Source organism: Solidesulfovibrio fructosivorans JJ] (genome assembly GCF_000179555.1).
Taxonomy (GTDB): Bacteria; Desulfobacterota; Desulfovibrionia; order Desulfovibrionales; family Desulfovibrionaceae; genus Solidesulfovibrio; species Solidesulfovibrio fructosivorans.
The window spans coordinates 1-22,473 of sequence record NZ_AECZ01000009.1 but is presented as its reverse complement, the minus strand read 5'-3'; the positions used below and the strand labels follow the sequence as shown (position 1 = coordinate 22,473).

General features: G+C 67.1%; 19 protein-coding genes. 15 read left to right on the top strand and 4 right to left on the bottom strand.

Annotated features, from left to right (window positions below; genetic code table 11):
- Nucleotides 1–577 precede the first annotated feature (577 nt).
- From DESFRDRAFT_RS08040 to DESFRDRAFT_RS08030, 3 genes are all read left to right on the top strand, one after another.
- On the top strand, nucleotides 578–2,290 hold the full coding sequence (locus DESFRDRAFT_RS08040) for a histidine kinase dimerization/phospho-acceptor domain-containing protein (protein WP_005992867.1): 1,713 nt from the start codon (nucleotides 578–580) through the stop codon (nucleotides 2,288–2,290).
- Nucleotides 2,291–2,361: 71 nt separating this feature from the next.
- Nucleotides 2,362–2,997 carry a DUF47 domain-containing protein gene (locus DESFRDRAFT_RS08035; protein WP_005992865.1) on the top strand — a complete coding sequence of 212 codons (636 nt, stop codon included), beginning with the start codon at nucleotides 2,362–2,364 and terminating at the stop codon, nucleotides 2,995–2,997.
- A complete protein-coding gene (locus DESFRDRAFT_RS08030; protein WP_005992863.1) occupies nucleotides 2,990–4,000 on the top strand; it encodes an inorganic phosphate transporter in 1,011 nt (336 codons plus the stop codon). The genes DESFRDRAFT_RS08035 and DESFRDRAFT_RS08030 overlap by 8 nt, the downstream gene beginning before the upstream one ends.
- A 73-nt stretch (nucleotides 4,001–4,073) precedes the next feature.
- Here the strand turns inward: DESFRDRAFT_RS08030 and DESFRDRAFT_RS08025 are convergent, their stop codons facing one another.
- Nucleotides 4,074–5,804 carry a thiamine pyrophosphate-binding protein gene (locus tag DESFRDRAFT_RS08025; protein WP_005992861.1) on the bottom strand — a complete coding sequence of 577 codons (1,731 nt, stop codon included), beginning with the start codon at nucleotides 5,802–5,804 and terminating at the stop codon, nucleotides 4,074–4,076.
- A 35-nt stretch (nucleotides 5,805–5,839) separates the two neighbouring features.
- On the opposite strand from DESFRDRAFT_RS08025, the gene DESFRDRAFT_RS08020 reads away from it, so the two are divergent.
- The 6 genes from DESFRDRAFT_RS08020 to DESFRDRAFT_RS07995 all read left to right on the top strand — a co-directional run bounded on the left by DESFRDRAFT_RS08020 (nucleotide 5,840) and on the right by DESFRDRAFT_RS07995 (nucleotide 12,779).
- The gene (locus DESFRDRAFT_RS08020) at nucleotides 5,840–6,205 is read left to right on the top strand and encodes a hypothetical protein (RefSeq protein ID WP_144004974.1); all 366 of its coding nucleotides are present in this window, start codon (nucleotides 5,840–5,842) and stop codon (nucleotides 6,203–6,205) included.
- 476 nt (nucleotides 6,206–6,681) lie between these two features.
- Nucleotides 6,682–8,343, top strand: coding sequence for a nickel-dependent hydrogenase large subunit (locus tag DESFRDRAFT_RS08015; RefSeq protein WP_005992857.1), 1,662 nt, complete (start codon nucleotides 6,682–6,684; stop codon nucleotides 8,341–8,343).
- A 20-nt stretch (nucleotides 8,344–8,363) separates the two neighbouring features.
- Nucleotides 8,364–9,377 (top strand): [FeFe] hydrogenase H-cluster radical SAM maturase HydE, encoded by a 1,014-nt coding sequence (gene hydE / locus DESFRDRAFT_RS08010; RefSeq protein ID WP_005992855.1) that lies wholly within the window; start codon nucleotides 8,364–8,366, stop codon nucleotides 9,375–9,377.
- Nucleotides 9,370–10,116: a nucleotide-binding protein gene (locus DESFRDRAFT_RS08005; protein WP_005992853.1), complete on the top strand. Its 747-nt coding sequence runs from the start codon at nucleotides 9,370–9,372 to the stop codon at nucleotides 10,114–10,116. Before hydE ends, DESFRDRAFT_RS08005 begins: the two co-directional genes overlap by 8 nt.
- Nucleotides 10,117–10,249: 133 nt before the next feature.
- On the top strand, nucleotides 10,250–11,548 hold the full coding sequence (locus tag DESFRDRAFT_RS08000) for an oxidoreductase/nitrogenase component 1 (RefSeq protein WP_005992851.1): 1,299 nt from the start codon (nucleotides 10,250–10,252) through the stop codon (nucleotides 11,546–11,548).
- Nucleotides 11,549–11,573: 25 nt separating this feature from the next.
- The gene (locus tag DESFRDRAFT_RS07995) at nucleotides 11,574–12,779 is read left to right on the top strand and encodes an oxidoreductase/nitrogenase component 1 (protein ID WP_005992849.1); all 1,206 of its coding nucleotides are present in this window, start codon (nucleotides 11,574–11,576) and stop codon (nucleotides 12,777–12,779) included.
- Nucleotides 12,780–12,792: 13 nt separating this feature from the next.
- On the opposite strand, the gene DESFRDRAFT_RS07990 is transcribed toward DESFRDRAFT_RS07995, so the two are convergent.
- Both DESFRDRAFT_RS07990 and DESFRDRAFT_RS07985 read right to left on the bottom strand, forming a co-directional pair.
- A complete protein-coding gene (locus DESFRDRAFT_RS07990) occupies nucleotides 12,793–14,343 on the bottom strand; it encodes an ABC1 kinase family protein (RefSeq protein ID WP_005992847.1) in 1,551 nt (516 codons plus the stop codon).
- The gene (locus tag DESFRDRAFT_RS07985; protein WP_005992846.1) at nucleotides 14,343–14,621 is read right to left on the bottom strand and encodes a phasin family protein; all 279 of its coding nucleotides are present in this window, start codon (nucleotides 14,619–14,621) and stop codon (nucleotides 14,343–14,345) included. The genes DESFRDRAFT_RS07990 and DESFRDRAFT_RS07985 overlap by 1 nt, the downstream gene beginning before the upstream one ends.
- Before the next feature lie 177 nt (nucleotides 14,622–14,798).
- Here DESFRDRAFT_RS07985 and DESFRDRAFT_RS07980 point away from each other — a divergent pair, with 177 nt between their 5' ends.
- The 3 genes from DESFRDRAFT_RS07980 (at nucleotide 14,799) to cbiD (ending at nucleotide 19,092) form a co-directional block, all read left to right on the top strand.
- On the top strand, nucleotides 14,799–16,196 hold the full coding sequence (locus DESFRDRAFT_RS07980) for a M14 family metallopeptidase (protein ID WP_005992844.1): 1,398 nt from the start codon (nucleotides 14,799–14,801) through the stop codon (nucleotides 16,194–16,196).
- 116 nt (nucleotides 16,197–16,312) lie between these two features.
- Nucleotides 16,313–17,992, top strand: coding sequence for a cobyrinate a,c-diamide synthase (locus DESFRDRAFT_RS07975; protein WP_005992843.1), 1,680 nt, complete (start codon nucleotides 16,313–16,315; stop codon nucleotides 17,990–17,992).
- Nucleotides 17,992–19,092 carry a cobalt-precorrin-5B (C(1))-methyltransferase CbiD gene (gene cbiD / locus DESFRDRAFT_RS07970; RefSeq protein WP_005992842.1) on the top strand — a complete coding sequence of 367 codons (1,101 nt, stop codon included), beginning with the start codon at nucleotides 17,992–17,994 and terminating at the stop codon, nucleotides 19,090–19,092. Before DESFRDRAFT_RS07975 ends, cbiD begins: the two co-directional genes overlap by 1 nt.
- A gap of 7 nt (nucleotides 19,093–19,099) precedes the next feature.
- Here the strand turns inward: cbiD and DESFRDRAFT_RS07965 are convergent, their stop codons facing one another.
- Nucleotides 19,100–19,804 carry a hypothetical protein gene (locus DESFRDRAFT_RS07965; protein WP_005992841.1) on the bottom strand — a complete coding sequence of 235 codons (705 nt, stop codon included), beginning with the start codon at nucleotides 19,802–19,804 and terminating at the stop codon, nucleotides 19,100–19,102.
- A 121-nt stretch (nucleotides 19,805–19,925) separates the two neighbouring features.
- Here DESFRDRAFT_RS07965 and DESFRDRAFT_RS07960 point away from each other — a divergent pair, with 121 nt between their 5' ends.
- The 3 genes from DESFRDRAFT_RS07960 to DESFRDRAFT_RS07950 are packed head-to-tail and all read left to right on the top strand — an operon-like array spanning nucleotide 19,926 to nucleotide 22,343.
- Complete coding sequence (locus DESFRDRAFT_RS07960; RefSeq protein WP_005992840.1) at nucleotides 19,926–21,155, top strand: bifunctional cobalt-precorrin-7 (C(5))-methyltransferase/cobalt-precorrin-6B (C(15))-methyltransferase; 1,230 nt, start codon at nucleotides 19,926–19,928, stop codon at nucleotides 21,153–21,155.
- Entirely contained in the window at nucleotides 21,148–21,933 is a 786-nt protein-coding gene (gene cobM / locus DESFRDRAFT_RS07955) for a precorrin-4 C(11)-methyltransferase (protein ID WP_005992838.1), read from the top strand. The genes DESFRDRAFT_RS07960 and cobM overlap by 8 nt, the downstream gene beginning before the upstream one ends.
- Nucleotides 21,934–21,947: 14 nt before the next feature.
- The gene (locus DESFRDRAFT_RS07950; protein WP_005992836.1) at nucleotides 21,948–22,343 is read left to right on the top strand and encodes a secondary thiamine-phosphate synthase enzyme YjbQ; all 396 of its coding nucleotides are present in this window, start codon (nucleotides 21,948–21,950) and stop codon (nucleotides 22,341–22,343) included.
- Nucleotides 22,344–22,473: the final 130 nt, after the last annotated feature.

Genomic DNA, 22,473 nt, shown 5'->3' with positions numbered 1-22,473 from the left:
GCCCCCATGTTCAGGATTTTGTACCCGTACCCCAAAAAAACCTGGAGGCGATCCGGCCGTGCCGGGCTGGCCGCGCGAGTGGCGGCCCGCCCCCGGAAAACCTGGGAACGCCCGACCGGCGGCGATGCGCCCGGGTCCAAAATGAAAAAGGCTTTCCGGGAGCCACCCGAAAAGCCTTTTTCCAAAAAGTGTTGTGTAGAGGAAGGATACTTTTTCCTTAGCAGCCGCCGTGCCAGAACACGTCATTCGGCCGCCTCAACATTTTTTTCTATCATCTTCAATATGTTATAGAGTCGACTTGGGAGCCTGTCCGCGGCGGCCGGCGTCCTGGCGCGTACAGGATTCTGTACCGCCCGCAAAAGAGTCACGAATCCGGGACAAGGATTTGTACCCGTCCCCACGCCAAACGGAAACGTTCCCTTCGCCCCCCCGCAGGGCCTCGCACCGTCGCGCCGCGACATACGCCGGCGCGGGCGAATCCCGCGTTGCCCCTTGCCCCCGGAGCCCTGGCCGCCTATATCTCTGCGTCACGAAATAGTCACAGTGTCGAAACGCCTTCGCCACATAAGGAACACGCATGGCCAATCGTTCCATCCGCTTGCATTTTCTTCTCTGGACCTGGGGATTTTTCCTGCTTGTCCTGTGCGGGGTGTTCATATTCGTCACCAATCAGGCCGAAAGGGCCCTGGTGGAGGAAGCGGAACAACGGGCCAAGTCCTCCCTGGACATGGTCGCGTTCCTGCTGGCCCGCGAACCGGGCCTCAAGACCGAAACCGATCTGGCCCACTTCGCCGACACTCTCGGCACGCACCTGGGCCTTCGCTTCACCTATGTCGTTTCCGGCCGGGTCGTGGCCGATTCGGCCGTGCGGGCCGAGGGCGTGGCCGCCATGGAAGACCACGCCGGCCGGCCCGAGGTGCGCCAGGCCGAAGCCGGCGGCATCGGCAAGGACGTGCGCAAAAGCAGGACGCTCGGCCGCGACATGGTCTACGTGGCCAAGGCCTATGCCGGCGGCAACGGCGTGCCGGCGGGCATTTTGCGCCTGGCCTTGCCGGTGTCGGCCCTCGGCGGGGAGCTGTCGCGGTTTCGCGACGCGCTCTTGGCCGTTTTGGCCCTGGTGTTTCTGGCCGGGGGCGTGGCCGCCTTCGGCCTGGCGCGCGGCATGTCCCGCTCCATCGGTGAAATCGCCAACGTGGTCGCGGCCGTGGGCCAGGGACACTACGACCGGCGCATCCACATCGTGCCGGCCCGGGATTTCGCGCCGCTGGCCGCGGCCATCAACGTGCTGGCCGAGCGCATCGGCGACCATGTCCGGGAAATCGAGGAGCACCGCCAGCGCCAGGAAGCGGTGTTCGAGAGCATGGCCGAAGGCGTGGTTATCCTGGACGGCCAGGAACGGATCGTGGCCGCCAACCGGGCGTTGCGGGAGATGTTTCCCAAAAAGGCCGATATCGTCGGCCGCTCGCCCCTCGAGGCAGGCATGCCCCTTTGCGTGGAGCGCTCCCTGGCCGCCTTCGACCCGGAGGCCGGCGTGGCCCAACGCGTGGGGCGCTTCGAACTGCAAAACACCCGGGTGACCGAGGTGACCGTGGCGGCGCTGCCCGGCGACCCGGACACGGCCGGCCGCGTGGTCACCTTTCACGACGTGACCGAGGCCGCGACCATGGACCGCATTTTCCGGGACTTCGTCATCGACGCCTCCCACAACCTGCGCACGCCCCTGACCAAGGTGCGCGGATTCGCCGAAACGGCGCTGACCATGCTCACCGAACGGCCGGACGGCGCGCCGGAAAATCCTCCGGCCCCTGCGGACGGATTGGACGGCACGGCCATGGCCAAGGCCCTAAGCGCCGTGGTTCGCGCCGCCGACGACATGAAGGCCATCATCGACGACCTGCTCGCCGCCGCCCGCGACCGCTACGCCGCCGCAAGGGCCGCCGCGGCCAGCGACGCGCTGTCCGCCCTCAAGCAGGCCATGGCCACCCATGCGCCGCTGTTTCGGGCCAAGACGGTGACGGCGCGGCTGGAAACCCCGCCGCCGGGATCTTTTCCCGTGCTGGCCGGACACGAGGCCATGGTGCGGGCCTTCGGCTCGCTTCTGTCCCAGACGCCGAACGACGTGAGCCTGACCGTCAGCGTGACCCGGGAAGCGGGTTTCGTGGAGGTGCGTTTCATGGGACCGGCCAATCTCGACCTCGTCCTGCCCGAGGCGGAGCTTGCGCCGTACGGCGGGGAAGCGGCGCTGAATGGAGCCGTCCGGGTGGTGCGCCTGCCCCTGGCCGGCGCGTAACGACGCGATTTCGGGAAACCGCCCCGACGCGCGGTTTCCCCCATACAAGCAGTTAACAAAGCGGAGACGCCATGGGGTTCAGCCTGTTTCCCAGGTCCGTGAAATTCTACGACCTGTTTGCCGAGCAACACCGTAAACTCGTCAAGGCCGCGATCATCCTCGACGAACTGTTCACCACCTTCGACGACGTGGAGGATCGCTGCCGGCGCATCACCATCATCGAGTCCGAGGGCAACACCATCAGCCGGCGCATCGCCAAGGAACTCTCACTCACCTTCATTACGCCCATCGACCGCGAGGACATCCACGAGATCAACCTCACCCAGGAAGACATCCTGAACCTCATCAAGGCCATCGCCTCCCGGGTGGGGCTTTTCGGCTTCGACCGCATCCGCTATCCCGCCCGGCGCATCATCAGCAACCTGCGGGCCATGATCGAGGAAATCGGGGCCGTGCTCGCGCACATGCGCCAGAACAAGCAGGCCGAGCAGCAGTTTCTCAAGATCGAAGGCCTCAAGCACGAGTGCGAAACCCTGATCATGGTCGGCATCGGCGAACTCTACGACGGCGGCGAGGACTGCGCCGGCTACGCGGCCATTCTCGAAATCGTCAAATGGAAGCACCTGTTCGACCGCATCGAGGCGGCCGTCGAGCGCACCGAATCCCTCTCCGACGTGCTCGAAGGCGTGGTGCTCAAAAATGCCTGATATCCCGGTGCTGCTCATCGCGGTGGTCGGCATCGCGCTGCTGTTCGATTTCACCAACGGCGCCCACGACAGCGCCAACGCCATCGCCACGGTCGTTTCCACCAAGGTGCTCTCGCCGCTGACCGCCGTGTGCATGGCCGGCGTCCTGAACCTGGTGGGCGCTTTTCTGGGCACGGCCGTGGCCCATACCATGGGCAGCGGCATCGTGCGGCCCGACGTGGTCTCCGGCAGCCAGGGCGTGGTCCTGGCCGCGCTTATGGGGGCGATCATCTGGAACCTGCTCACCTGGTACTGGGGACTGCCGTCGTCGTCGTCCCACGCCCTGGTCGGCGGGCTCATCGGCGCGGCCGTGGCCTATGGCGGCTGGGATACGCCGAGCTACGGCTCCATCGCCCACAAGGTCCTGCTGCCGCTGGTGCTTTCGCCCCTGGCCGGGTTCGTGTCCGGCTACCTGCTCATGGTGCTCCTGTCGTGGCTGGTGCGCCGCAGCACGCCGCACCGGGTCAACGGCCTTTTCAAGAAGCTGCAAATCCTGTCCTCGGCCTTCATGGCCACCAGCCACGGCCTAAACGACGCCCAGAAGACCATGGGCATCATCACCCTGGCCCTGTTCCTGGCCGGTTCGATTCCGGAAATGACCGTGCCCTTCTGGGTCAAACTCGCCTGCGCCGCCTCCATGGGCCTCGGCACGGCCTCCGGCGGCTGGAAGATCGTCAAGACCATGGGGCACAAGATCTTCAAACTCGAGCCCATCCACGGCTTCGCCGCGGAAACGGCGGCGGCGGCCGTCATCAGCGGCGCTTCGGTCCTGGGCGCGCCCATCTCCACCACCCACACCATCTCCACCACGGTCATCGGCGTGGGCGCGTCCAAGCGCCTGTCCGCCGTGCGCTGGGGCGTGGCCGGCCGACTGGTCATGGCCTGGGTCATGACCATCCCGGCGGCGGCCCTGGCCTCGGCGGCCTGCTACTGGCTGCTCGCCCTCACCGGCATCGCCCGGTAACGAGGCCGAAAAAGGAAGGGGGACACCGTTCTTGCGGAAAGGCGTCCCCCCGTTTCTTCTCGTTCCCTGCCCCTCAATCGCTGTCCACCCACTCTTTTTTGGCTTCGGAGTAGGGCGTGACGGGCGTGGTGAAGCGTCTGTCGCAGCGCACGTCCACCACGCAAGGCCCTTCTCCGGACAGGCCTTCGGCGAAAGCCGGGGCCAGTTCCTCGGGCCTTGTCACCGTGAGGCCCCGCGCGCCCATGGCCCGGCCGAAGGCGGCGAAGTCGTGTCCGGGCAGCTCGGCCAGGGCTCCGGGGCCGGGTCCTTCCTGGATGGCCCGCAGCCAGACGTTGCCCAGGGCGTTGTTGTTGACCACCACAAAGAGGATCGGCAGGCCGTAGCGGGCGGCCGTGGCCACCTCCATGCCATGCATGAGCATGCAGCCGTCGCCGGTGACGCAGGCGACGGGCGTTTGGCCCAGGGCCGCCTTGATGCCGACCGCCGCCGGGATGGCCCAGCCCATGGGGCCGAGGTTGGAGGCCGTATAGTACGTGCGCGGACCGTATGCCTTGAAATAATGGGCGAAAAACGCCCGGTGCGCCCCCGAGTCCACGGCCACGGCCGCGTCCCGGGGCAGGGCCTGGCGCAGCTCGGCCGCCACCCGCGCCGGGTGCAGGGGCACGTCCTCGCTTGCGGCGTGCCCGGGGTCGTACTCGCGCGGTCCGGACGCCCGGATGGACGCCAGCCAGGCCGCCCGGGCCTGGTTGCCGGCCCGCAGGTGCATCACCCGGGCCGAACCGCCCTCCATCATCAGGGTCAGCGCTGCCCGGCAGTCCCCCACGATGGGCACGTGGGTATGGAAGGTGCGGCCGATGGCGGGCGGGTCCACGTCCACATGGACCAGGGCGCGCGTGGGCAGCATCTTCCGGTCCCAGAAGAGGGTATCGCGCTGGGACAGGCCGCTGCCGAGCACGATGAGCACCTCCACCCGGCCGGACAGAAACGTTTCGATGGCGTGGCGGTGGCCGGCGTAGCCGAAGATGCCGAGCGAAAGCCGGTGGTCTTCCGGGAACGCCCCTTTGGCCCGCAAGGTCGTGGCCACCGGGATTTCGAACTGTTCGGCAAAGGCGACCAGGCAGTCCGTGGCCCCGGATTTCTCCACCCCGGCCCCGGCCAGGATGGCCACCCGCGTGGGAGCCTCGCCGCCGCCGTCCGGCACCAGCACGCGCCACAGCCGCTCCACGGCGCTGCCGTCCACGAAGCGGGGCCGGTAGACCGAGTCGTCGAGCGCCTCCCAGGGCGAAGGGACTTCCGCGCGCTGCACGTCCAGGGGCAGGCTCATGTGGACCGGGGCCTTGGGACCGGCCAGCATGCGCGTCAGGCAGGCCCGCAGGTGGTGATGGGTAAGGTGCGGATTTTCCACGGACACCGAGAGCGCCGTGACCGGGGAGAGCAAGGCCACGTCGTTGAGCGACGCCGGTGAGGAGTCCTGGAACCCGCCGCGCCCTTCCCAGTCGGTCGGCACCTGCCCGGTGACGAAGAGCACCGGCGAGGCGTCGGCCCGGGCCGAGGCGGCGGCGGTCACCAGATTGGTCACGCCCGGTCCGCCGATGGCCAGGGCCACCCCGAAACGGCCCGAGGCCCGGGCGTAACCGTCGGCCATGTAGGCGGCGCCGGATTCGTGGGCGGCCACAATGGGCGTCATGCCCGGCGTGGCGGCGAGATCGGGCAGAAAAGGATCGACAAGGCCGCCGGGGACCAGAAACGTGTGCCCCACACCCTCGGCGACAAGGCTTTCAAGCAGATAGGCCGTGGTCCGCATGACCCCTCCCGTGTTGGGATTGCATCACGTAGGCCATGATGCTTCGGGAGCGGACAGGCGTCAAGGATGTGGCCGGGTTGCGGGCGAAGGGCGGCGCGCATTGCCTCCGCCCGGCCTGGAGTGCTACCGTTGAAAATACCCTGGCCGCCATGTGCCGCGCGCCGGGGGAAAACCTGTCAAAGGAGTGCGACGTGGCGGAAAAGAAAGCGAAATTCACGGCCGTTTGCCCGAGCTGCGGGGAAAAGGTCACGGTCGAGGCGACCGAGGCCGACATCAAGGGCGGCAAGGTGGCCGTGGCCCGGAAGTGCCAGCGCTGCCTGAACCAGTTCGAGGCCATCACCGACCTCGATTGCCTGGAATGGGACGACGCCTGCAAAACCGATATCAGCCGTTTCGGTTAAATAAGATGCCTGGGGAACCCTTGTCTTACGAAAGGGTTTCCCCTGGCCCCCCAAAGCGCCCTCCCCTTTTCCTTTTGACAGAAAGCTGGGAGAGGTCTAAAAAACAAGTGGTTACGACCATAACGAAAAGGGAACCCAATAACAGCGCATCGCGTTTTCGCGAAAAGCTGGTGATGCCATTGGCCCGCATGCTCGCCACGCAGCCTGCATGAATTTCGCGACGATCGCCCCGCCGTCCGCCTCGCATCGTCGTCTCCGGCCGGTCCGCGATATGCCTTCCGACCCCTCTTGCCCGCTGCCGCACGGGTAACGCTTCGCCCTCGAAAACAACGTTCCTTTTCAAAGCGGCATGGGCTTGATCGTACTGGTGACACCTTTTATATTTTCTTATCCACAAGGAAGGGGCCACGCGCCTCCACGGGAAGACGAAGACCGCAAGCCGCGCCCCGCCGCCTGGAGCCTGACGAGACCGCCGCATGTCCATACACCCCGAAAAAAACGCCGGCATCGCCCTGTGCGAAGGCAACCTCTTCATCATCAGCGTCCTTCGCGCCAAGGGGCGGGTGGCGCGGGCCTGGAGCACGGGGAAGATGCTCCACAACATGAATTACCTGCTCGGGGCCAGACTGTCCGGGGAGGAATCCTTTTTCGCCCAGCGCCCCCACTGCCTGTGCAACGCCGGCCATGCCCTGGCCGCCACCCGGGCCCTGGAACGGCTCATCGGCATACGCCTGCCCGAATCCGCGCGTCTGGCGCGAAACATCGTGCACGCGCTCCAGTACCTTCTCGACCATCTCACCCATTTCTACTTGTTCTATAGCAACGACTGGCTGGACCTCGCCGCCGCCCTGCGCGCCTCGCCCGAAAAGACGGCCGCCTTTGCCCGCGAAAAAAGCCCCTCCCTCGCCGCCGGGGCGAAATTCTACCAAGAGGCGCAAGGCCTGCTGGCCGCCCTGGCCGCGGGCGACGGCGGCACGGTCTTTTCCGTGGGCAAGGCCGGCCACCCGGCCCAGAACGCCTCGCCCGAAGCCAGCCTGCTCGTTTTGAGTCACATCCAGCCGGCCATGGACATCCGGACCAAGCTGACGAGAGCCCAGGGCATCCTGCGCGGCGCGTTGGCCGCCAACGCCACCTGGCATATCGGGGGGCTCCCCCAAAGCGCCAGCCTGACCGGCGGCGGCAATCCCGACCTTTCCCCCACGGCCCGGGCCGCCTGCGCGGCGCTTTTGGGCGAGTGCCGGCAATTTATCGAGGGCACCTTCCTGCCCGACGTTCTGCTCGTCGGCGGCATCTATAAGGATTGGGCCGCCGTGGGCCGCTCCGACGCCTTTTTGTCCTGGGGGGAGTTCCCCGGCCCGGAGGGGGGCGACGCCCTTTTCCCGGGCGGCGTCTTCACGGTTAAAGACGCCGGCCAGGCCGCGCCGGCCAGCCCGGACGCGGTCACCGACGAGACGGACCCGGGCTGGGCCGAGCGGGACAAGGACCGCTACCGGCTGCGCTTCGGCCCGGGGGAAACGGCCTACCACTGGCGAAACGACGATTTCCGCTGGTTCAGCGCGCCGCGCCATGCCGGCCGGGCCTGCGAGGTCGGGCCCGTGGCCCGCATCGTCGGAGCCTACGGACGCGCCAACGCCATGGTCCGGGAGCTTGCGGACGCGGCCTTGACAGCGCTCGGTCTGCCGCTTGGAGCGCTTGATTCCGTCATCGGCCGGGTGCTGGCCCGGGGCATCGAATCCGTGGCCTGCATCCGCTCCGTCACGGCCTGGCTCGGCGACCTCGACCGCTGCCTCGACGCGGAAAACCCGGTCCTGCAGGTGCCTTTCACGCTCCCGGACAGCGGCGAGGGCATCGGCCTGGCGGAACTCACACGGGGCGCGCTCGTGCACCGCATCCGCCTGCGAAACCGGCGGATCGTCGCCCACGAGGCGCTCGTGCCCTCGCTTTGGAACTTCTCCCCCCGAAGCGGCGACGGGATTCCCGGCCCCCTGGAGCGGGCCCTGCTGGACATCCCGGTGGCCGACCCGGCCAATCCACTGGAACTCTTGCGCGTCATACACACGTTCGATCCCTGCAACGCCTGCGTGCTGCGCGTCGAGGACGCCGACACCGGCCGCGTGACAAGCACCAACGCGAAATAAGCGGGAAAAAGGATGCGGCCATGAACAGACGGGAAATCCTCGACGCCCTGGGCGATCCGGCGGCCGGAAAGGCGCTTTTTACGGAGGCCGACCGCGTGCGCCGGGAACATTGCGGCGACGAGGCCCAGCTGCGCGGCGTGGTGCACTTTTCCAACCACTGCTCGTGCGACGACCTTTATTGCGGCCTGCGCGCAAGCAACCGCGCCATCGAGCGCTTTCGCATGTCCGAGGATACGGTCGTGGAGACCGCCCTCGCCGTGGCCGACGCAGGGCTTCGCACCGTGGTCCTCCAATCCGGCGAGGACGGCTACTACACCCGGGAGCGGGTCCGCTCGATCCTGCGCCGGATTCTCGACCAGGCCGACGTGGCCGTCACCCTGAGCCTCGGCGAGCGCTCGCCGGACGATTTGCGCGCCTTCCGGGACGCCGGGGCCGGCCGCTACCTCATGAAGCACGAGACCATGAACCCGGAGCTTTACGCCCGGATGCGCCCCGGACGCACGCTGGCCGGGCGGCTTCGCGCTTTAAAGACCATCCGGGACCTGGGCTACCAGACGGGCGTGGGCAACATTGTCGGCCTGCCCGGCCAAACCCTGGACGATCTGGCCGACGACATCCTCTTTTTCCAGGACTTCCAACCGGACATGGTCAACATCGGGCCGTTTATTCCGGACGGCAGCACGCCGCTCGGGAGCGAGCCGGCCGGGGACATCGAACTGATGCTGCGCGTCTTCGCCCTGACCCGCATCGTGACCCGGAACACCCATCTGGCGGCGGCCAACACCGTCGCGACATTGGACCCGGACCAGGGCCAGTACCGAGCGCTCGTCCAGGGCGGGGCCAACGTCATCATGCCCAACTGCAACCCCTTCGCCCAAAGCAAAAAAGACAAAATCGAATACGAATTCCAGATCACCACCAAAAAACGGTACGTCTCCGTCGACGAGGCGAAAAACGTGCTGGCCCGCGCCGGACGCACGATCGGCTCCAGTCGCGGTGATTCCCTCAAGATGCAAGGAGCGGCGCATGATTAAGATCGCCATCTACGGCAAGGGCGGCATCGGCAAATCCACCGTGACCTCAAGCCTCTCGGCCGCCCTGAGCCTCGAGGGCCGCAAGGTCATGCAGATCGGCTGCGACCCGAAAACGGACTCCACCATCAATCTGCTGCGCGGCCTGACCCCGCCGCCCATCCTGCAATACCTCCAGGAACACGGCCGGCCGGCCAGCCTCGACGAGATCGCCCGCACCGGTTTCGGCGGCACCACCTGCCTGGAGGTCGGCGGCCCGACTCCCGGCGTCGGCTGCTTCGGCCGGGGCATGCTCACCGCCTTCGAGCTGCTGGAAGAAATGAACGCCTACGCGACCTACGCCCCGGACGTGGTGCTCTACGACATCCTGGCCGACATCGTCTGCGGCGGCATCGCCGTGCCCATGCGCGAAGGCTTCGCCGACAAGGTGGCCATCGTCACCTCGGGCGAAAAAATGGCCCTGCTCGCCGCCCGCAACATCATCCTGGCCCTGCGCCATTTCGCCGACCGCCACTACGCCGAGCTCGGCGGGCTGATCCTCAACTGCCGCGACATGGCCGACGAGAAGGCCCGGGTGGAGGATTTCGCCGCCAAAATGGACACCACCATCCTCGGCGTCATCCCCCGCGACCGGGCCATCCACGCCTTCGAGGAAGAAGGCAGGACCATCGTGGAAGGCGACCCCGGACTGCCGACCTCCCTCGAATTCCGCAACCTCGCCCGGACCATGATGGGATTATAGGAAAGGAAGCGATGCGAGAGGGGAAACCCTTTAAAAAGGGTTCTCCCCTCTCGCGCTCTCCCCTTCCTAAACTTTTTTCCTTTTCTCATGAGCTGATGGGAAAGGGGGACTGAGAAGACAACAGGAGAACGCCATGCGCGCAACACAAGCCTCGATCGAGATGGCGCGGCTCACGCGACGGGAGGATTTCCCCTTCGCGCCGCTGGAGGGCGTGGGCCCCAATCTGGCCGGCTGGGGCGTCATCGAAACCTCGCTCCTTTTGCCCGAGTCGCTTTCCATCATGGTCGGGCCCTCGGCCTGCCTGCGCCACTCGGCCTTCATGGCCCATGCCCGAGGATTCGGCGACCGCTTCTATATGCTGTGCCTCGAGGAAGTGGACATGACCATGGGCCGGCATCTGGACAAGATCGAGAAGGCCGTGCGGGACATCGCGGCCACCCGGCCGGAAAAGGCCATCTTCCTCATCGTCGGCTGCCCGGACTACATCCTGGGCACGGATTTCACCGGCGTGCTCGAGCGGCTCACGGCCGCCACCGGCCGCCGCGTCATCCTCGGGGCCATGGCCCCCATCACCATCGGGCTCAAGGAATCGCCCTTCACCTCGGCCTACACCTCGTTTTTCGAGTTTTTAAAGGATGCGCCGCGCACGCCCGATCCCGACGCCGTGAACCTGCTCGGCACCTTCATGCCGCTTTCCCCGGACGGCGAATTCTACGCGGTGCTGCGGGCGGCCGGCCTGTCGCGCCTCACCCAGATTCCCCTTTGCGCCGATCTCGAGGAGTTTTCCCGCATGGCCTCGGCCGGGCATTCCCTGGTGCTCCATCCGCTGGCCAACGGCATGGCCGGACGCATGGAAAAGGAGCTGGGCATCCCGTCGCTTTTCGTGCCCACGGCCTACGGCTTCGGGACCATCGCCGCCCAGTACGCCAAAATAGGCGAGGCCCTCGGCCGCGACCTGGACACGACGGCCGCCGAGAAGGCCGCCAAGGAAGCCGCCGGACCGCTCCTCGACACCCTTCGCGGCAAGACCATCGCCATTGGATGCGCGATCAACGGCAGCCCCTACGAGCTGGCCCTGGCCTTCGTGGACGCGGGACTCACGGTGGATACCATCTTCGGGCGCGGCACCTTCAAGCCCTACGAATGGAAGCTGATCGAACGCCTGCGCGAGGTCGCGCCGCACATCCGGGTCTACAACGTCTCCCACCCGAACCTCTGCGGCGAAACGGCCGCCTTCGACCACGTGGACCTGGCCTACGGCGTGGACGCCGGCATGTTCTGCGCCAAGGCGGTCAACGTGCCGCTGTCGCGCTACCAGGAGCAGCACTACGGCTACGAAAACGCCGTGTGGATGCTCGAGGAAACCCGGCAGGCGATGGCCCATCCGGTCAGCAACCACGACTGGATCTACCGGCGCCAGTTCCTCATTTAAGCCCGACAGCGCAAGGATGGAGCACATGAAAATCTTCCACAAGCTTCTGCCCCTGGCCACAGGCTATTTCGGCGTCAGTTCGGCCCTGTACGATTTCGACGGGCTGGTGGTGATCTACGGCCCGGCCGGCGGGGCCTGGCACATCAATATCGAGGACGAGCCCCGCTGGTACCGGGGACCGGCCACCGTGGTCGGGGCCGGACTGCTGGAGATGGACGTCATCCTCGGCAACGAGGACAAGTTCATCGACAACATCGCCAAGGTCGCAACCGAGCTCGACCGCCGGTTCATCGCCCTGGCCGGCACGCCCATCTCGGAGATCATCGGCACGGACCTCAAGGGCTTCGCCCGCACGCTGGAAGCCCGCACCGGGTTGCCGGTGTTCATGGTGCCGACCGCCGGCTCGGAGCCCTACCCCGAGGGCGCGGGCAAGGCGTTTCTGGCCCTGGCCGACAAGTTCATGGTTCCGCCGACAAAGAAGCGGGGAAAAAGCCTGAACGTGCTCGGGGCCATCCACCTGTCCACGGGCAAGCCGGAACATATCCAGCCGCTTTTGACGGCCCTTGAACAAGCCGGCCATGCCCTGGTCAGCGTCTTTTCCGTGGCCCGCCCGGGCCAAGAGGACCCGCTCCAGGCCGTACGCGAGGCCCCGGAAGCGGCCGCCAACCTGGTGGTTTCGGCAAGCGGCCTGTCCCTGGCCGCGCGCATGCAGGCCGCCTACGGCACGCCCTATGTGGCCGGCCTGCCCGTCGGCCGGCAGGGACTGGCCGACATCCTGGCCATGCTGGAGGGACGTCCCGCCGCCCCGGCGACGCCGCCCGCGCGCCCAGCGCCCTTTAAACACGCCCTGGTCATCGGCGAGCCGGTCGTCAGCTATGGCATCAAGCACTGCCTGCGCCGCGATTTCGGCCTGCCCGAGGTGGACGTGGTGTCCGTGACGCCGTCCGAGGCGCTTTTTGCCGACGCGCCCGGTTGCCGGGGCGTTCTCGCCGCGCGCGGCCCCCGCGACCTGGACACCGACGCCGAGCAGGCCATTGCCGAGCGCGTAAACGATCCGGCCGTGGATTTCATTGTCGCAGACCCGTGCTACGAAGCCCTGCTCACCCGCAAGGCGCGCTTTGTCCCGGTGCCGCATATCGCCTTAAGCGCCCGCTTCAACTGGGACATGCCCTACGAATATGCGGTGGAAAAAGGCTACGCCTCTTTCGAGCAGGCGCTTTTCGGCGCGTAGCGTCGTACTTTCACTAACGGAGAGCCAGCCAGATGCGTACCGCCCCGGCCGCAAACAGTGTCCAGGCAATGGGCACGGCATGGGGCGGCCGCGTCAGGGCCACGAGAAAGGCGGCGGCAAGGAGCAAAATCCCCAACGCCACCCGGCGCAGATAGGGGCGCAGGCGTTCGCCGGCGTATTCCAGGGTCTCGGGCGAGAGCTTCACCCGCAGGTTGGATTCGCTTAAGTCCGTCAGCACCGTCTTGGCCCGGCGCAAGGTCAGCGGCAGGCTGGTCAGTTCCGAACGCAGGGTGGGAAAAAGCCCGGCCTCCGCGCCCATGGCCCGGGCCAGATTGCGGCGCAGAAGCGGCAGGATGTCCTTCACGCCGTTGAAATTCTCGATGTAGGTGGTGCCGAGGCCCTCGATCAGCGTGCTCGCCCGCATGACGTAGACCACGTCCTGAGGCACCTTGAACGGCAGGTCCTTCATGGAATCGAGCACCGAGAAGGCCAGCGCCTGCATGGAGGCGGCGGACAGGCTGGCGTCGCCGAAGATGTCGAACATGCGCTCGGAAAATTCCATCATCTCGGTGGGCTCGGCCCCGGCGGCCACGATGCCCAGACGCTTGCAGGCCACGATGAAGCCCTCGTAGTCCCGGTCGTGGGCGGTCTTGGCCACCTCGATCATGGCCACCCGGGTGTCGGCGGGAAGCCGCTTGACCATGCCGAAATCGAGCAGGGTGATGCCCCCATCCGGCCGCACCAGGATGTTGCCGGGATGCGGGTCGGCGTGGAAATAGCCCCGCACCAGCATCTGTTCGATATAAAAGGCGATCAGGTCGTCGAGCACCTTGCGGAAGGGGATGCCGGCGGCGGCCAGCCCGGCCTTGTCGTCGATGCGAAACCCGGTCTCGAAGCTCATGACCAGGGCGTCGGCGTTGGAAAGCTCCGGCACGGGAGCAGGGAACCGCACCGCGCCGTCGCCGTAGGCGTCGGTGAACTTGCGCAGGTTGGCAAGCTCCACGGACAAGTCGGCTTCCTTGACGATCATGGCGGAAAATTCCGCCAGCACGGCTTCCACGGAATTTTTCGTAGCCCGCGAAAAAAACGGGGAGAAAAGGGACAACATGCCCCGCACCAGCCGCAAATCCGCCCGCACCAGCCGCTCCACCCCCAACCGGCGCAGCTTCACCGCAACCTTATTCCCGTCGGCAAGATACGCCTCATGCACCTGGCCGATGGACGCGCTGGCCAGCGGCTGCGCCTCAAAGGCGGCAAACGGCGGCGCGGCGCCGAAGGCCCTGGCGAAGGCCGTCCGGAAATCGGACTCGGGCATGGGGGCGACCTCGTCGTGGATGCCCCGCAGTTCGACCAGATAGTCCTCGGTAAAAAAATCGGCCCGGGTGGCCAGCACCTGGGCCAGCTTGATGAAGCTGACGCCGAGCGTCAGGATGGCCTCTTTGAGCCGGCGCGGCGGCAAGGGGCGCAAGGCGAGAAACCGCTCCTTGCGCCGCACCAGCACGAAGACCGTATGGAGGAACCGAAAAGCCAGCCAGACGCGGCGCGGCGCGAATCCGGACGGCATCAGGACGGCTTTTTCTCGATAAGCGCCTTGAGTTCGGCAATGTCCTCCTTGGTGGCCAGGCCCATGCCTTCCAGAACTTTCTGCAACTCCTTGCGAATGCGGGCGTTTAGCGCCTCCTCTTCCTGTTGCGCCCGGGCCTTGGCGTCTTCCAGGAAGTTCTTGGCCTCGGTGCGCGACATCTCGCCGCGCTTTTCCATCTCGTCCACGAACGCCTCGAACTTGTCCTTGGCCAAAAAGGCCGCGCCAAGTCCCATGTACAGCAGATCGACCGGTTTCATGCGGCACGCTCCTTGGGGTTATTCCGTATTATAGTATCGTCTTTCGGCCATGCCGCGTCAAGCCGCCAGCGATACCGGCGGCAGGCTCCGGGATGACTTCCGAGGCCGGATCGGTTAAAGAATACGGCGCCCCGCCTTGTTGTAAACAAGGCGAAAACAACGCCACGTCGAGGTCCCATGCGTTCCATCCTGATCGCGCTTCTCCTCTCGGCTTTCGCATCGACCGCCTTCGGCGGCAATCTCGACTTCACCCTGCACAAACTCGACTCCGGCCGCCCCGGCCCGACCGTGCTCGTGGTCGGCGGCATCCAGGGCGACGAGCCCGGCGGCTTCTACACCGCCGCCCTGCTCGTGTCGCACTACAAGATCAAAACCGGCGCGGTCTGGGTCGTGCCCAACCTCAACTTCCTGTCCATTATCCACAACTCGCGCGGCATGCACGGCGACATGAACCGCAAGTTCGCCGACCTCGACCCCAAGGACCCGGAATACGCGGCCATCCAGAAAATAAAGGCCATCATCACCGACAAGCGCGTGGACGCCGTGCTCCACCTGCACGACGGCTGGGGCTACTACAGCCCCACCTACGTCTCCGACTGGCAGTGCCCGGCGCGCTGGGGCCAATCCGTCATCATCGACCAGACCAGCGTTCCCGGCGCGCGCTTCGGCGACCTCCAGGCACTGGCCCAAAAGGCCGTGGACGACGCCAACCAGCACCTTTACGAAGAGCTGCACGCCTACCACGTCAAAAACACCCACACCCACGACCTCAATAACGAGACCGCCAAGGAGATGTCGAAGACGCTGACCTACTTCGCCATCAACCACGGCAAGCCGGCTTTCGGCATCGAAGGCAGCAAGAACATCACCCCCTTCATGTCCGCCTACTACCACCTGGCCGTGGTCGAAAGCTTCCTCAATTCCTTCGGCATCGAATTCGAACGCACCTTTCCCCTGGACACCAAACAGGTGGCCGAAGCCCTGCAAAGCAACGTGGACGTCTCGTTTTTCGACAACAAGGTCTACCTGGACCTGCGAAACGCCCGCGCACGCCTGCGCTACATCCCGCTCAAGAAGGGCAGCGCCGTGGAATACCGCCCCGGCAGCCCCATCATGGCCCTGGTCTCGGCCGACAAAAGCCTCAGGGTCTACTTCGGCAACAAGAACGTGACCGAACTCGACCCCCAATACTTCGACTACGACACCAGCCTCGACGCCGTGCCCATGACCATCGACGGCACGCGGCGCACCGTGCCCTTCGGCAGCGTCGTCAACGTGGCGGGCTCCTTCGTCGTCGAACCAAACCACGACTACCGCGTCAACGTCATCGGTTACGCCAAACCCGGCCACGACGACGAAGGCGGCCTCACCATCCGCCGCGACGACCTCAAGGCCGGCTACTCCGTGGACAAGGACGGCTCCATCTACCGCGTGGAAGTCTACAAGGGCGACAAGTTCTGCGGCATGATCCTCGCCGCCTTCCAACCAGACGAAGCCCCCCGCATGGCCAAGGCCCGAAACGACAAGCTGCTGACGCGCCTCAAAACAAGCGGCGCTCTGGAACTGGGCCGGTAAGGGAGAAGGGAGATCGAAGGCGCCGGGGGAGGGAACCCTTTTTTGAAAAAAAGGGTTCCCTCCCCCGGACCCCCACCCTCCCCAAAAACTTTAAAGGGGCCGCAAAGCGGAAGACGATGAACGATTCTTCCTTGCCACTTTCGCCCCAACGGGGCGACGGCGCGGTGGAGTCGGCATTTGCCCGGGACGAGCCTGCCGCGAAGCGGCGGCACCGTCCCGGCAAATGCCGACTCCATCTTCCTCCCACCGACCTTCCGCCAACCAACCCATCCTCCGCCCAGCCAAAGCCGGACGGGGGGTCCGGGGGGCCCCTGGCCTCCCGGCGGGGTGCAGGGGCGGAGCCCCGCCGGGGGCCGGGGCAGCGCCCCGCCGACGACCCATCCCCCCGCCCCGGGCGCGGCCTCGTCGTGGCCGGCACGCGCAGCGGCTGCGGCAAGACGTCGGTGGCGCTGGGGCTGATGCGGGCGCTTTCGCGGCGCGGGCTGCGGGTGCAGGCGTTCAAGGTTGGGCCGGACTTCATCGACCCGGGGCACCATGGGCTGGCCACGGGCCGGGTGAGCCACAACCTCGACGACTGGATGTGCGGCCCGGACGGCATGCGGGAGATCTTCGCCCGGTACGCGGCCGACGCGGACATGGTGGTGGTCGAGGGGGTGATGGGGCTTTTCGACGGCTTCTCGGCCACGGACGACGCCGGCAGCACGGCCCGGCTGGCCAAGACGCTCGGGCTGCCGGTGCTGCTGGTGGCGGACGCCGCGTCCATGGCCCGGTCAACGGCGGCGATGGTGTCCGGGTTTACGGGGTTCGATCCGGAGCTCGCTTTTTGCGGCGTGGCGCTCAACAACGCCGGCAGCGACAGCCACCGCGAGCTTTTGGCCGAGGTCATGGCCGTCGCGCTTCCTGAGACGCCGCTTTGGGGCGTGTTGCCGCGCCGGCCGGCAATCGCCATGCCTTCGCGGCACCTGGGGCTCGTTACGGCCGAAACCGACCCCGAGGCCCTTACCCGCCTCGACGCCCTGGCCGACTGGATTGAAGCGCACATGGACCTGCCGCGCCTCATTCCATCCCTCCCCCCATTACGGGGGTCCGGGGGAGCCGTGGTCCCCCGGCAGGGTCCAGGGGCAGCGCCCCTGGCCGCCGGAGGCATACCCTCCACATCGCCCCTCATCGGCGTCGCCCGCGATGCGGCATTCTGCTTTTATTATGCGGAGAATCTGCGGCTGCTCGAAGCGGCCGGAGCGCAACTGGCGTATTTTTCGCCGCTTGCGGACACGGCCCTGCCCGAGGGTGTGGGGGGACTGTACCTGGGCGGCGGCTATCCGGAGCTTTTCGCGCAACAGCTTGCGGCGAACGCGGCCATGCGCGGGGCCATCCGGGAATTCTGCGCCGCCGGGCGGCCGGTTTTGGCCGAGTGCGGCGGGTTCATGTATCTGATGGAGTCGCTTGTCGACAAAGCGGGACGCAGCCAGGCCATGGCCGGGGTGTTTCCGTTCCGGGCGATCATGGGCGAACGGTTCTCGGCCCTGGGCTACCGGGAGGCGGTCACCCGGGCGGACACGCCGCTTGGGCCGGCCGGGACCCGGCTGCGGGGGCACGAGTTCCATTATTCGCGCCTGGACGGCGACACGGGCGAGGTTGCGGCCGTCTATGCCCTGACCGGACGCAAGGGGCCCATCGACGCGCCGGAGGGATTTCTGCGCGGCAACACGCTCGGCAGCTACGTGCACCTGCATTTCGGCGGCAATCCCCGGGCGGCGGCCCATTTCGCGGCCTGCTGCGCCAAAGGGAGGGACTGATGGCCGGGGAAAAGCTGCGCGAGGGTTTCACCACCGGCACGGCGGCGGCCGGCGCGGCCAAGGCGGCGGCGCTCACGCTTCTTGGCGGGGCGGTACCCGGAACCGTCGATGTGCCGTTGCCGAACGGTTCCCGTATGTCCCTGGCCGTGGCCGAAGCGCGGCGCGAAGGGGATGGAGCCGCAGCCTGCATCATCAAGGACGGCGGCGACGACCCGGACGCGACCCACGGGGCGCGCATCGGCTGCCGGGTGACGCGCCGGGCCGAAGCGGGGATCGCGCTTGACGGCGGCGAGGGCGTCGGCCGGGTGACGCTGCCGGGGCTGCCGGTGCCGGTCGGGCAGGCGGCCATCAATCCCGCGCCACGCCAGCAGATCATCGCCGCCCTGACCGAAGCGGCGCGCCAGTGCGGCTACGGGGGCGGACTTGCGGCCGTGGTCACGGTGGAAGGCGGCGAAGCCATCGCCAAGCGGACGCTCAACCCGCGCCTGGGCATCGTCGGCGGCATCTCCATCCTCGGCGTCTCCGGCATCGTGCGGCCGTTTAGCCACGAGGCCTGGAAGGCCTCCATCGCCGAAGCCCTCGACGTGGCCAAGGCGCTCGGCCATGGCACGGTCGGGTTTTCCACCGGCAGGCGCAGCGAGGCGTTCCTGCGGAGCCTTTACCCCGATCTGCCGGAAACGGCCTGCGTCCAGGCGGCGGATTTCTTCGCCTTCGCCCTTGCGGAAGCGGCCAGGCGGGAATTCGCGGCCATTGTCTGGGCGGCCTTTCCCGGCAAGCTGGTCAAGATGGCCCAGGGGTTGCCCAACACCCATGCCCATAAAGGGGAAACCGATTTTTCCGCCCTGGCCGACTGGTGCGCCCTGGCCGGCTGGCCAGAGGATTTAGCGCGGCAGGCGGCCACGGCCAACACCGCCCGTCATGCCTTCGAGATCGCCCCCTCGGCCGAAGCCAAACGCGCCCTGGCCGAACTGCTCGCCGGCGAGGCGCTGGCCCATATGCGCCGCTTTGCCGGCGGCTCCCCGGCCATCACCCTCGTCGTGTTCGACTTCGATGGCGTGATGCTGACCAGGGGAGGCGCTGCCTCCCCTGGCCCCATTTAACGGAAGATCAGGCGGGAAAGGAAGTTGCGTCGGCAGGATGGCGGACAAGCTCGAGGTTGTCCGTCCACCAGCGGTACATGGAACGCAGCACCCAGGGAATGGGGATCAAGAGAAGGGAACCGACGAACCAGACGACGGAGCGCCAGAGAAGCCCCCAGCCCGTGCCCACGAACATGACATCGTAGCCGTCGCCCTCGAGGTTGTCGCAAAACCAGCGCACAAGCCCCGTGGCCACCCAGGGCCACAGCACCACGGTCAGGGCCGTGAGGTAAAAAAGCAGCACCCAGCCGAGATAGGGCAGGTATCGTCCGTGGAACCGGGGCGCGCCGCCGGGCTCGAGCCGGATGTTCGCGAACAGCCAGCGGTAGATGGGCAGCTTGACCGCCACGTCGAACGGCACCAGCGCCAACACGAGCAGCAACTGCACGGACGTCGTCCTGGCGTTGTGTTCCATGCCCGCCGTCACGAGGCTTGGCAGAATGGCCAAAAAAACCGCCACGGCAAAAAGCGGCCAGACGCGGCCGCCCCGCCCGGTAAATTCCGCCCGGGTGCCGTCGGAAAAGACAAGCCCGCCGCACCACCAGGCCGTAAAGGCCACCACGCCCCAGGCCGCCGGAATGACAAAAAGCGCCAGCACGGCGCAAAGCGCCGTATACCCCAGGGATGCCAGCGCCCCGCCCATGAACCTGACGCCAATGCGTTGATCGAGCATATCACCCCCCTTTTTCACATTGAAACACTTCTGACCCAGCCCCGCCAAAAGGGCAACCACCCTTTTGACCCCGGCCCGACGCGCGCGTACAGGGGGGCATGACCTCTGGAGAGTACCCGACATGACCCCCAAGCGCGTCGCCGTCATCGGCTGCGGCATCGGCCGGCCATGGCTGGCCCCGGAACCGGCCGACGCCCTGGCCGGGGCCGCCGTGGTGGTCGGCGGCGCCCGCCAGCTTGCCCTTTTTCCGGATCATCCCGCGCGCCGCATCCCCATCGTCGGTCCGCTTGCCGCCGTGTGCGACGCCATCGAAACCGCTACCGACAGCGGCGAGGCGGTCTGCGTGCTGGCCGACGGCGATCCGCTTTTTTTCGGCATCGGCCGCCTGCTGGTCGAACGTTTCGGGTCCGATCGCCTGACGTTTTACCCGAGCGTCACCGCCGTCGGGGCCGCCGCCGCCCGGCTGGGCCGGCCCTGGCAGGACCTCCCGGCCGTTTCGCTCCACGGCCGAAGCGACCTGACGCCCCTTTTCGCCGCCCTCGTCCGCCACGGCGCGGCAGCGGTCTACACCGACGCCGTCAACACCCCGGCCGTCATCGCGGACAAGCTGCTTGGGCGCGGCGGCGCAGCCTTTACGATGCACGTGCTGGAGGAAATGGGCTTGCCCGGGGAGCGCCGCCGCAGCCTGCGTCTGGCCGAGGCGGCCAACCAGGATTTTTCCCCGCTCAACCTCACGCTCGTCGAACGCACGCACCCGCCCGAAATCGCGCTCAGCCTGGGCCTTGCCGACGACGCGCTTTCGCGAAGCGACCGCGTCTTCACCAAGGCTCCGGTGCGGGCCGTGTCCCTGGCCGGGCTCGCACCGCGTCCGGGAGACGTCGTCTGGGACGTGGGGGCCGGGACCGGGGCCGTGGCCCTGGAAGCGTCCCTGTTAAACCTCGGCGGCCCGGTCTTTGCCGTGGAGCGCGATCCGGCCCGGCATGCGCTGCTTATGGACAACATCCGCCGCACCGGCGCGCTGACCGTGACGCCCATCCACGGCGAGGCCCCGGACGCCCTGGCCGGGCTGGCGGACCCGGACCGCATTTTCATCGGCGGGGGCCTGACAAACGCGCCGGACCTGCTGCCCGAACTGTGCCGGCGGCTGCGCCCCGGGGGCAGGCTGGTCGCCAACTGCGTGCTGCTCGGCAGCCTGCACAGCGCCCTGGAAACGCTTCGCGCCCTGGGCTGGCCCGTGACCCTCACCCAGGTCCAGGCGGAGACGGCAACCCCGCTTGCCGGGGACCTGCGGTTTTGCGCCGAAAATCCCGTCTTCGTCCTAACCGCCGTCAAGGAATCCCGCCATGGCTGACGCGCCCGACGTCCCTTGCGGCGTCTATTTCATCGGAGCCGGCCCCGGCGACCCGGAGCTGCTCACGGTCAAGGCCGCCCGGATCATCGGCCGGGCCGATCTGGTCCTTTACGCCGGCTCGCTGGTATCGCCGGCCGTGGTGGCCCTGGCCAAAAAAGAGGCGCGGGTGGTCGATTCCGCGCCGCTGACCCTGGCCGAGACCCATGCCCTGCTCGTAGACGCCGTGCGGGCCGGGGGCATCGCCGCCCGGGTGCATACCGGCGATCCGGCCCTTTACGGCGCGCTGTCCGAACAGACCCGGCTCCTGGTCGCCGACGACATCCCCTATCAGGTCATTCCCGGCGTTACCTCGGCCTCGGCCGCCGCCGCCGCCTTCGGCGTCTCCGTAACCGAACCGGAGACGACCCAGAGCCTGATCCTGACCCGGCTCGCCGGGCGCACGCCCATGCCGCCGGGGGAATCCCTGGCCGCCCTGGCCGCGCACAAAGCCACCCTGGCCATCTACCTCTCGGCCGGCGATCCCGAGGGCGTGGCCGCCGCCCTGCGCGAAGCGGGACTCCCCGGGGACACGCCGGTGGCCATCGCCCATCGCCTGGGCTGGCCTGGGGAAAAACGCCTCTGGGCCACCGTCGCCACCCTGGCCGAAACGGTGCGCCATGCCGGCGTCGACCGGCAAACCCTTTTCTTGGTGCTGCCCGGGCTCGGCCAGGGAACATGCTCCAAACTCTACGACCCGTCCTTCGGTCACGGATTTCGTCCGGTCCGCGACGACGGCTAAAGGAGGCTCACCCTATGGAAACCTTCGAGGTGCACACCACCCGCCGCGAGGAACTCATCCGGCTCACCAGCGCCCTGCAGGAACTCGTGGACGCCAGGGGCTGGCGCGACGGGGCGCTGGTCGTCTTCTGCCCCCACACCACCGCCGGACTCACCGTCAACGAGGACGCCGATCCGGACGTGGTCGCCGACATGGTCGCGGCCATGGGGCGGTTGCTGCCCCGGGACGCCGGCTACCGACACGTCGAAGGCAACAGCGACGCCCACATCAAAACGACGTTGGTCGGCCCGTCGCTGACGCTCATCGTGGCGGCCGGCCGCATCATGCTCGGCACCTGGCAGGGAATCTTCCTGTGCGAATGGGACGGCCCCAGGAACCGCAAGGTCTGGGCCCAATGGCTCGGTCAATAGGCGGGGAGGAAAAGAGGATGCGAGAGGGGGACCCTTTTTGAAAAAAGTGTCCCCCTCTCGCGCTCTCCCCTCCTAAAAACTTTCAATGGTTATAGATGGATATCGACAGCATCCTGTAACCGTTAAAAGT

What these genes read in the sequence shown, in the direction of transcription:
- DESFRDRAFT_RS08000 (WP_005992851.1), top strand. Translation starts at nt 10,250, where the DNA reads ATGCGCGCAACACAAGCCTCGATCGAGATGGCGCGGCTCACGCGACGG.
- DESFRDRAFT_RS08030 (WP_005992863.1), top strand. Translation starts at nt 2,990, where the DNA reads ATGCCTGATATCCCGGTGCTGCTCATCGCGGTGGTCGGCATCGCGCTG.
- DESFRDRAFT_RS08035 (WP_005992865.1), top strand. Translation starts at nt 2,362, where the DNA reads ATGGGGTTCAGCCTGTTTCCCAGGTCCGTGAAATTCTACGACCTGTTT.
- DESFRDRAFT_RS08025 (WP_005992861.1), bottom strand. Translation starts at nt 5,804, where the DNA reads ATGCGGACCACGGCCTATCTGCTTGAAAGCCTTGTCGCCGAGGGTGTG.
- cobM (WP_005992838.1), top strand. Translation starts at nt 21,148, where the DNA reads ATGGCTGACGCGCCCGACGTCCCTTGCGGCGTCTATTTCATCGGAGCC.
- DESFRDRAFT_RS08040 (WP_005992867.1), top strand. Translation starts at nt 578, where the DNA reads ATGGCCAATCGTTCCATCCGCTTGCATTTTCTTCTCTGGACCTGGGGA.
- DESFRDRAFT_RS08005 (WP_005992853.1), top strand. Translation starts at nt 9,370, where the DNA reads ATGATTAAGATCGCCATCTACGGCAAGGGCGGCATCGGCAAATCCACC.
- hydE (WP_005992855.1), top strand. Translation starts at nt 8,364, where the DNA reads ATGAACAGACGGGAAATCCTCGACGCCCTGGGCGATCCGGCGGCCGGA.
- DESFRDRAFT_RS07975 (WP_005992843.1), top strand. Translation starts at nt 16,313, where the DNA reads ATGAACGATTCTTCCTTGCCACTTTCGCCCCAACGGGGCGACGGCGCG.
- cbiD (WP_005992842.1), top strand. Translation starts at nt 17,992, where the DNA reads ATGGCCGGGGAAAAGCTGCGCGAGGGTTTCACCACCGGCACGGCGGCG.
- DESFRDRAFT_RS07980 (WP_005992844.1), top strand. Translation starts at nt 14,799, where the DNA reads ATGCGTTCCATCCTGATCGCGCTTCTCCTCTCGGCTTTCGCATCGACC.
- DESFRDRAFT_RS07950 (WP_005992836.1), top strand. Translation starts at nt 21,948, where the DNA reads ATGGAAACCTTCGAGGTGCACACCACCCGCCGCGAGGAACTCATCCGG.
- DESFRDRAFT_RS07995 (WP_005992849.1), top strand. Translation starts at nt 11,574, where the DNA reads ATGAAAATCTTCCACAAGCTTCTGCCCCTGGCCACAGGCTATTTCGGC.
- DESFRDRAFT_RS07985 (WP_005992846.1), bottom strand. Translation starts at nt 14,621, where the DNA reads ATGAAACCGGTCGATCTGCTGTACATGGGACTTGGCGCGGCCTTTTTG.
- DESFRDRAFT_RS07990 (WP_005992847.1), bottom strand. Translation starts at nt 14,343, where the DNA reads ATGCCGTCCGGATTCGCGCCGCGCCGCGTCTGGCTGGCTTTTCGGTTC.
- DESFRDRAFT_RS08015 (WP_005992857.1), top strand. Translation starts at nt 6,682, where the DNA reads ATGTCCATACACCCCGAAAAAAACGCCGGCATCGCCCTGTGCGAAGGC.
- DESFRDRAFT_RS07965 (WP_005992841.1), bottom strand. Translation starts at nt 19,804, where the DNA reads ATGCTCGATCAACGCATTGGCGTCAGGTTCATGGGCGGGGCGCTGGCA.
- DESFRDRAFT_RS08020 (WP_144004974.1), top strand. Translation starts at nt 5,840, where the DNA reads ATGATGCTTCGGGAGCGGACAGGCGTCAAGGATGTGGCCGGGTTGCGG.
- DESFRDRAFT_RS07960 (WP_005992840.1), top strand. Translation starts at nt 19,926, where the DNA reads ATGACCCCCAAGCGCGTCGCCGTCATCGGCTGCGGCATCGGCCGGCCA.